The organism is Halomonas sp. BC04 (genome assembly GCF_000568385.1).
Map to the genome: position 1 here is coordinate 1 of NZ_AZQX01000077.1, position 8,408 is coordinate 8,408.

6 protein-coding genes and 2 pseudogenes are annotated in these 8,408 nt (G+C 66.7%); all 8 read right to left on the reverse strand.

Annotated features, from left to right (window positions below; genetic code table 11):
• A partial coding sequence (locus Q427_RS29795; RefSeq protein ID WP_231613449.1) for a ProQ/FINO family protein occupies positions 1 to 905 on the reverse strand: 905 nt, incomplete at its 3' end.
• 167 nt (positions 906 to 1,072) lie between these two features.
• A complete protein-coding gene (locus Q427_RS05695) occupies positions 1,073 to 1,591 on the reverse strand; it encodes a dihydrofolate reductase (protein ID WP_043511836.1) in 519 nt (172 codons plus the stop codon).
• Positions 1,588 to 2,360: pseudogene (locus tag Q427_RS05700) on the reverse strand (thymidylate synthase). The gene Q427_RS05695 and the pseudogene Q427_RS05700 overlap by 4 nt, the downstream one beginning before the upstream one ends.
• A gap of 191 nt (positions 2,361 to 2,551) precedes the next feature.
• Positions 2,552 to 3,346: a prolipoprotein diacylglyceryl transferase gene (gene lgt, locus Q427_RS05705; RefSeq protein ID WP_043511839.1), complete on the reverse strand. Its 795-nt coding sequence runs from the start codon at positions 3,344 to 3,346 to the stop codon at positions 2,552 to 2,554.
• Positions 3,347 to 3,473: 127 nt separating this feature from the next.
• Entirely contained in the window at positions 3,474 to 4,856 is a 1,383-nt protein-coding gene (locus Q427_RS05710) for a response regulator (protein ID WP_043511841.1), read from the reverse strand.
• 71 nt (positions 4,857 to 4,927) lie between these two features.
• Positions 4,928 to 5,704 carry an NRDE family protein gene (locus tag Q427_RS05715; RefSeq protein WP_043511842.1) on the reverse strand — a complete coding sequence of 259 codons (777 nt, stop codon included), beginning with the start codon at positions 5,702 to 5,704 and terminating at the stop codon, positions 4,928 to 4,930.
• A gap of 9 nt (positions 5,705 to 5,713) precedes the next feature.
• Positions 5,714 to 7,973 (reverse strand): annotated as a pseudogene (gene ptsP / locus Q427_RS36050) (phosphoenolpyruvate--protein phosphotransferase).
• A 118-nt stretch (positions 7,974 to 8,091) separates the two neighbouring features.
• The coding region (locus Q427_RS05725) for an RNA pyrophosphohydrolase (RefSeq protein ID WP_043511844.1) at positions 8,092 to 8,408 on the reverse strand (317 nt) is incomplete at its 5' end.

Below are 8,408 nucleotides of genomic sequence, written 5' to 3' on the forward strand. Positions count from 1 at the left end.
TGCTCGGCGGCCTGGGCATCGACGCTGCCATCGGGCCGGCCGGCCAGGTCGATGCGCTGCGCGCCTTCACGCACCGCCTTGAGGTAACGCGGCAGATTGACGTAGCCGGCCAGGGCACGCCGCACCAGTTTCTCCGGCCAGGGCTCCCGGGCCGCCAGGTCCTGGTGGATGCCCACTTTCAACGGTCGCGTATGGCCCTTGAAGAAGGTGTCGGGGTAACGCCGGTACCACTCGGCCAGCAGCGCCTCGGCGGAGGGCGCCTGCTCGATGGGCAGCTGCGCCTGCCGCTCGCCCGTCTCGTTCTCTCGCTGCGCCTCCTTGCCCTGCACCGGCTCGCCCTGCACCGGCCCGCCCTGCTCTGCCTTTTCTTCTGCCTTGTCTGCCGTCCACCCTTCTTTCTTATCTGTCTTCTTCTCTATCGTTTCCTGCCCGGCTTCCCCCAGACCGGCTTCTCCCAGACCTGGCGCGTCCTGTCGGTTCGGCTCATCCTGTCGCTGAGGGTCGTCACCCCGGGGCACGGCCTGCTCGCCCGGCTGCCCAGGCTCACCCGAGGCGCCCTCCCGTGGCCGATGGCCGATCAGGGCGGCAAGCCCCTGGGCACGCCGGGACGTACCCGGGAACATGGGAGCGGGCTCGCCCTTGCGCAGGCGTTCGCGCAGGCGGGCGTTATCCTCTTCCAGCTCGCGATTCTGCTCGTCGAGCTCGCGATTTTCCTCTTCCAGTTCCAGGCGTGCCGCTTCGAGCGCCCGGCGAGCCGCTTCCAGCTCTCCCTGTGCCGCCTCGAGTTCGGCCACCCGGCCCTGCAGCTGGCGGATTCGCTCGCGGCAGCCGTGCAGCTCGCCGAGGGCGGTATCGGCGCAGACTTCCAGGTCATTCAGCAGGCGGAGTGAACGCTCATCGATCAAACCGGTATCCTCCAGGCAGGCTCTCTATAGCTCACTATTTCAACAAACTCGCCATCTCGGCAGGAACGCTTATAGAAAGCAGAGGCAAGTGGGTGGCGCAGTGCCTTAAGCAAGTTTGTGCCAGATGCCCGGCCCTGACAAATGTCGCCGGCCGGCGACTCGCCCCGTCAGCGGCGGCGATACTCCACGAAGCTGTAGTCAGGCTGGCCATCGGCGGGCTCGCCGGGCACACGCTGCACCTCCTCCCACTGGCTGTCATCCAGCTCGGGAAAGCGGGCGTCACCTTCTACCTCTACATCCACCTCGGTCAGGTAAAGCCGGCTGGCGAAGGGCAGCGCCTGGGCATAGATCTCGCCGCCCCCCATCACCATGATCTCCTCGCAGCCATCGATGGTCGCCTGCTGGTCGGCCAGCGCCAGGGCCGAGGCCAGGTCATGACAGACCCGCACCCCATCGTGTTGAAAGGTGCTGTCGCGGGTCACCACGATATTGAGCCGCCCCGGCAGGGGCCGGCCGATCGACTCGAAGGTCTTGCGCCCCATGACCAGCGGCTTGGCCTGGGTCATGCGCTTGAAGAAGCGCAGATCCTCCGGCAGGTACCAGGGCAGCTGGTTCTCCACGCCGATCACCCGGTTACGGGACAACGCGGCGATCATCGCCACCGGTACCAGTGTCTCGTCGTTCATACCGCCACCTCGGCCTTGATATGGGGATGGGGGTCATAGCCCTCGATGGCGATGTGCTCGAAGCGGAAGTCGAACAGGTCGTCGATGCCCGGCGCCAGCTCCAGCCGGGGTGCCGGCCGCGGCGTGCGCGAGAGCTGCAGTTCGGCCTGCTCCAGGTGGTTGCGATAGAGATGGGCGTCGCCCAGGGTGTGGACGAAGTCGCCGGGCTCAAGGCCCGTGACCCTGGCGATCATCTGGGTCAGCAGCGCGTAGCTGGCGATATTGAAGGGCACCCCCAGGAAGATATCGGCGCTGCGCTGGTAGAGCTGGCAGGAGAGGCGCCCGTTGGCCACATAGAACTGGAACAGGCAGTGGCACGGCGGCAGCGCCATCTCGTCGACCAGCGCCGGATTCCAGGCCGAGACGATCAGCGCCGTGAGCCGGGGTTGGTGCGGATCTGCTCGAGCAGCGTGACGATCTGGTCCACATGGCCGCCCCGGGGGTCGGGCCAGCTGCGCCATTGATAGCCATAGACCGGACCCAGGTCGCCGTTCTCGTCGGCCCACTCGTCCCAGATGCGCACGCCGTGCTCCCGCAGGTAGGCGATGTTGGTGTCGCCGCGCAGGAACCACAACAGCTCATGGATGATCGAGCGCAGGTGCAGTTTCTTGGTGGTCACCAGGGGAAAGCCCCGCGAGAGATCGAAGCGCATCTGGTGGCCGAAAACCGAGCGGGTGCCCACCCCTGTGCGGTCGTCCCGCTCCACGCCCTGCTCGAGCACCAGTCGCATCAGCTCCAGGTAGGGTTGCTCGAGCGGGGGTTGGTCGGCCCCCGGCTGTTCCCGTGATGGCTGGTCCGGTGAAGACTGTTCGAACGCAGTCTGGGTAGTATCGTCAGGCATCGTTGGCGAACTCTGCATGGAATTGTCGATAGGCCGAGAGTCTATCGCCTCTGGGCCCGGGCTCCTACTCCCGCTCGGTTTCACTTTGCGACCCGCACCTGGTCGACCGGCTGGCGCCGCGACCACAGGATCAAGACGACCCCGAAAACGATCATCGGCAGCGTCAGCAGCATGCCCATGGTCACCCAGCCGAAGGCGATGAAGCCGATGTGGGCGTCGGGCAGGCGCACGAACTCCACGGCGAAGCGGAACACACCGTACAGGAGCAGGAAAAGGCCTGAGACGAGCCCGCGGCGGCGAGGTCGCGCGGACACCCACCAGAGCACCACGAAGAGCACGAGACCCTCGAGGAAGGCCTCGTAGAGCGCCGTGGGATGTCGCGGCTCCGGCCCCATGCCGGGAAACGGCATGCCCCAGGGCAGCTCGGTGACCCGCCCCGGCAGTTCGCGATTGATGAAGTTGCCGATCCGCCCCGCGCCCAGGCCGATGGGGACCATGGGGGCAAAGAAATCGGTGAGCGTGAAGAAGGCCATGCGCTTCTTCCTGGCGAACCAGAGGGCCGCCAGCAGCACCCCGATCAGGCCACCGTGGAAGCTCATGCCGCCGTCCCAGATCCGGAACACCCAGAGCGGGTCCGCCAGCCACTGGCCCATGCCGTAGAAGAGCGCATAGCCAAGACGGCCACCGACCACCACCCCGATAGCGGCATAGAACAGCAGGTCGCCCACGTCGTCGCGGGTCAGGCCGACACGCTCGGCCCGCAGGCGACCCAGCCACCAGGCACCGACGAAGCCGATGACATACATCAGGCCATACCAGTGTATCTGGAAGGGACCCAGCGCGATGGCGACCGGGTCGATATCGGGATAGTTCATGGCATCCTCAAGGCAGGAAACTCGGGGCCACCCACGTCATCCGGGTGGTGCGGACAGCCCCGGCAAAGGGCAGTCGCAGCAATGGAAGTCGCAGGATGGGTGGCAGGCAGCATGACAAGCAGGATCATCAGGAAGCGGCCACCTCGAAGGCATCCGGGCGCCAGTGGCGCAGCAGGTCGATGAGCGCCCGGGGCCCATAGGGCTTGGCCAGGTAGTCGTCCATCCCCGCCTCGCGGAAGCGGCGGCGATCCTCTTCACTGGCATTGGCGGTCAGGGCGACCAGGACGCTGCGACTCCCTTCCGCATCGACCGCCTCCAGCTCGCGCCAGCGCCGCGCCGCCTCCAGCCCATCCATGTCCGGCATGTAGATATCCATCAGCACCAGGTCGTAGGCCTGCAAGGGGCGGCGCTCCAGCGCTTCGTGCCCACTGGACACGCAGTCGACCTCGAAGCCCTGTGCCTCCAGCACCTGGCTGGCGAGCATGCGGTTGACCGGTCCGTCATCGACGACCAGGATGCGCAGCGGCAGGGCCGGGACGGCGACAAGCAGGCCCTCGGGGGCTTCCTTGTCCACGCCGTCACCGGCAAGGCTCTTCACCAGCAGGGTGACTTCGGCCATGCGCTCGCGCAGTTCGGTGAGGTGTCCCGGCGCAAGGCAGTCGGGGTTTTGCATCTGCTCTGTCAGCTGGGTCAGCAACGGTTCCAGCTCACGCTGCAGCAGGGTCAGGTAACGCGACTTGAGCCGGGAGTCCTCCCGGGCCCGCTCGCGCGCGGCAACCAGCCCTCCGAGCTGGGGCAGCCTGTCGTGCAGGTCGTCGAACAGCAGCAGTTGATAGTTCCCGGCTTCGAAACGTTCCACCTCCAGCTGGCGCCAGCGCTCCTCCGCATCAAGCACCTGCATTTCTACGGGCTCCCCATCGCGTCCCGGCGAGCTGCGCAGCCGAGCTTCCGGGCCCTGCCCTTCCAGGCCCTCGGCTCGCACGCCCAGCAAGCGCTCCATGGCCAGGTTGGCATCGACGATGCGATCCTGGTAGAGCAGCAGTGCCGGGCGCGATACCGACATGAGCAGGCCAGTCAGGTCAGGCGCCTGGCTCAGGCGGGCATGCAGCTGGGCCACGCTGGCCTGGAGTTTTTCCAGCCGCGTGGCGGGAGAATCCTGGTCGGAGACAGCCAGCACCGGGGGAGCGAGCCAGCGCGGCAATATCTGGTCGGCCTCGAGTAGCAGACGCTCCACACGTCCCAGTCCATCCTCCATCTGCGCTTCGCATTCCCGCAGCCGGTGACGCAGTTGCAGCAGGAAGGCTGCGGTGGTCAACGTGGTGCCGACCAGCAACGTCAGCAGCAACCAGCCGGAAGCCGCCCAGGAGGTGGGGTCGGGGGTGGCCAGCCAGAGAAAGAGCCCGACTACCAGGCAGAGCAGCACCAACAGCAGCTGAGCCAGCAACAGTGGCCAGAGCAGCGGCCAGACAAGATGCGACCAGAGGCGATCCTTGTGTGTAGCAGTCGGCATTCTCATCCCTGTGGTAACGCGTCGTTTATCTGAGTGTACGCCGCCCGGGCACGGCTGTCATGACGGCACAGTTAGCGGACAAGCGCCACCCTCTCCTCGTTCTCCCCGGCGAGGATGCCGCCGGGGCCGAATCGGCGCTCCCCCAGGCACATGGAGGCGTGCTCGGCATCCCACTCCAGCCAGCTCATGGCACGGGTCCCATACTGCTCACCCACGATGAAAGGCGCCGAGAGCAGGCGCTCGAGCTCCAGGCTGATGCCGGTATCGGGCAACTGGTCGTCATCGGCCCGGCCGGCATCGGCCAGGGCCGCCAGGGCATCGTCGGGCCAGCGGCTGCGGCGCAGTGCCTCGATCACGCCTTGGCGTGCCTTGATCAGCTTGGGCCAGGGCGTATTCAACCCGGCGTTGGAGAGTCCGTGGGCGCCGGGAGGCACTTCGACAAGCACCAGGCGATCACGCCCCCGGTGCAGATGCCAGAGACGTTCGCCATCGCCGGCCAGGAGATTGAAGCCCGCATAGCGCCAGCCGGCTCCGTCAGCCAGCCCTTTCAGCCAGCCGGCGAGGTCGGGGCATTCCAGTGCCTCGCGCACCAGCTGGCCACGACTGGGGGCGTCGACGGAAACCTTGAGCTCGGGATCACGCACGTTGGTGACGGCGGCGAAGCGGCCGCGGCGGTGCACCGCCAGCCAGCTGCCACCGGCCTCCAGGTCGCGGCCGCCGACAATATCCGGCGCCTCCGGCCAGGCACCCAGGGGCGCCGAAGGGCGCTGATAGAATTCATCGCGGTTGGCCACCAGCCGCAGGGGAAAGCGGCCGCCCGGGCGATAGTCGAAGGCAATCAGGCACATGCGGCGCGGTCAGTCCCGTGGCGGCAGCAGGTGGGCCAGCTGCCATTCGCTGAGCCGTGAAAAGAGGTGGCTGCGCACGGCCCCCGGCGTGTTCAGGGTCAGGGTCTCCTTCACCAGGTCCTGCGCCGCTTTGAACGAAACACGCCGAATGGCGGCGCGAACCCGAGGCAGGCTGGGGGCGTTCATCGACAGCGAGTCGAAACCCATCCCCATCAGCAGCAGTGCGCCCGCCGGGTCGCCGGCCAGTTCGCCACACACCGAGATCGGCTTCTTCAGCCTGCTGGACTCCTCCGCAAGGCGGGACATGGCCGACAGCACCGCCGGATGGCAGGCATCGTAGAGATCGGCGACCCGGGGGTTGTTGCGATCCACTGCCAGCAGGTATTGGGTCAGGTCATTGCTCCCCACCGAGAAGAAATCGGCCCGCTCGGCCAGGGCGTCGAGCTGATAGAGGGTTGCCGGCACCTCCAGCATCACGCCGATCAGCGGGCGCTTCGCCGTCACCCCCTCTTCGCCAAGCTCGCGAATGGCCCGGTCCAGCAGCTTCAGGGCATCGTCGACCTCGTCGACATTGGTCACCATCGGCAGCAGTACCTGCAGGTTGTCCAACCCGCAGGAGGCGCGCAGCATGGCCCGCAGCTGCACCATCAGCACTTCGGGATGGTCGAGGGTGACCCGGATGCCACGCCAGCCGAGGAAGGGATTGGCCTCCTCGATGGGGAAGTAGGGCAGGTCCTTGTCGCCGCCGATGTCCAGGGTGCGCATGACCACCGGCAGCGGCGAGAAGGTTTCCAGCTGATCGCGGTAGAGCCTGGCCTGCTCCTGTTCGCCGGGAAAGCGTTCGGCAATCATGAACGGCACTTCGGTGCGGTACAGGCCGACACCGCTGATCCGCTTCTTCAGCGATACCGCCATGTCGATGGCCAACCCGGTATTGACCATCAGCGGCATCACATGGCCGTCGGGTGTCTCGCTGGGCAGGTCCTGCTCATGCTCCAGCACCTCGGACAGCGCCTCTTCCTCGGCGATCAGGCTGCGGTACCGGCTTTCCAGCTCTTCCGACGGGCGCACGAAGAGGCGACCGCGGTGCCCGTCCAGCACCCCCTGGCTCCGGAGAGCCGCGGCAGGGGAAGGTCTACCATGCCAAGCACGGTGGGAATGCCCATGGCCCGGGCGATGATGGCCACATGTGAGGTACTGGAGCCACGCACGGCCACCAGCCCCGCGAGGCGCTCCCTGGGCACTTCGCCCAGCGTGGCGACGCTGATCTCGTCACCCACGAGGATGGTGCTTTCGGGAAAGATATCGGGAACCTGGGGGGTCTCTTCCTGCAGATGGGCCAGCACGCGCCGGCCCAGGTCGCGCACGTCAGCGGCCCGCTCCCTGAGGTAGTCGTCGTCGACCCGCTCGAGGTACTGCACGTGGCGGCGTACCACATCGGCCAACGCCCCCGGCGCCCACTGCCCCTCGCGGATGCGCTTCTCGACCTCCTGGGAGAGCGCCGCCTCGCTGAGCATCTGCTGGTAGACCTCGAACAGCGCCAGCTCCTGGGCGGAAATCCGGTTGGCCAGGCGCTCCCCGGCGGCCTTGATCTCCTCGCGGACGCGCCCGATGGCCACGCGCAGCCGGCTGATCTCATGCTCGACATCGGTGGGCACCAGGTCCGGCACGCTGTTCAGGTCCGCCGGCGCCGCGATGACCACGATCTCGCCAATGGCCATGCCGGGCGACGCAGCAACCCCGGTGAACAGCGCCTGCCCGCCCGGCAGGCTAGGCCGGGTCAGGCTGCCGGTGGCCAGGGCATGGGCCAGCACGCCGGCCAGTTGCGCCCCCATGGTGATGAGGAAGGCTTCATCCTCTTCATCGTAGCGGCGCTTTTCACCCTGCTGCACCACCAGTACGCCCAGCATGCGGCGCTGATGGATGATCGGCACCCCGAGGAAACTCGAATAGCGCTCCTCGCCGGTGGCTTCGAAATAGCGGAAGCGGGGGTGAGCCGGCGCATCCTCCAGGTTGAGCGGCTCTTCCCGCTCCGCCACCAGCCCCACCAGGCCTTCCCCCACACGCAGGCTGACGCGCCCCACGGCACGGCTGTGAAGACCGATGGTCTCCATCAACACCAGCTCCTCGATCTCGGATCGTAGAGATAGAAGGAGCACACATCGGTGCGCATGGCCTTGCGGATACGGCGCACCATGGTGGCCAGGGCCGCATCCAGGTTGCGTGCCCCGTTTACCTCCTGGATGACCCGTCGCAGAACCTCCAGCATCGGCGTCTTGCTTTCCATTGTTTTCATCTCCCGCCTAGCTGAGGATATCGATGCGAGATAGTGCCATCGACGCCGTCGTTGCGACTCGCCCGACGCCAGGATAGCCACCGTCCGTGCGTCAGCGCCCCTCCAGCGCCAGCCGTTGAGCCCGCGGGGACAGCTCTCTCAACGCCCGGCGGTAGACCTCACGCTTGAATGCCACGACCTGGCCCAGTGGATACCAATAACTGACCCAGCGCCAGCCATCGAACTCGGGCTTCCCCGAGCGATCCATGCAAATACGACTTTCCTGGCAGCGTATCCGCAGCAGGAACCATTTCTGTTTCTGGCCGATACAGACCGGCTTTGAATGCATGCGAACCATGCGTCGCGGCAGGCGATAGCGCAGCCATCCCCGGGTACAGGCAAGCAATTCGACGTCATCGGTCGTCAGGC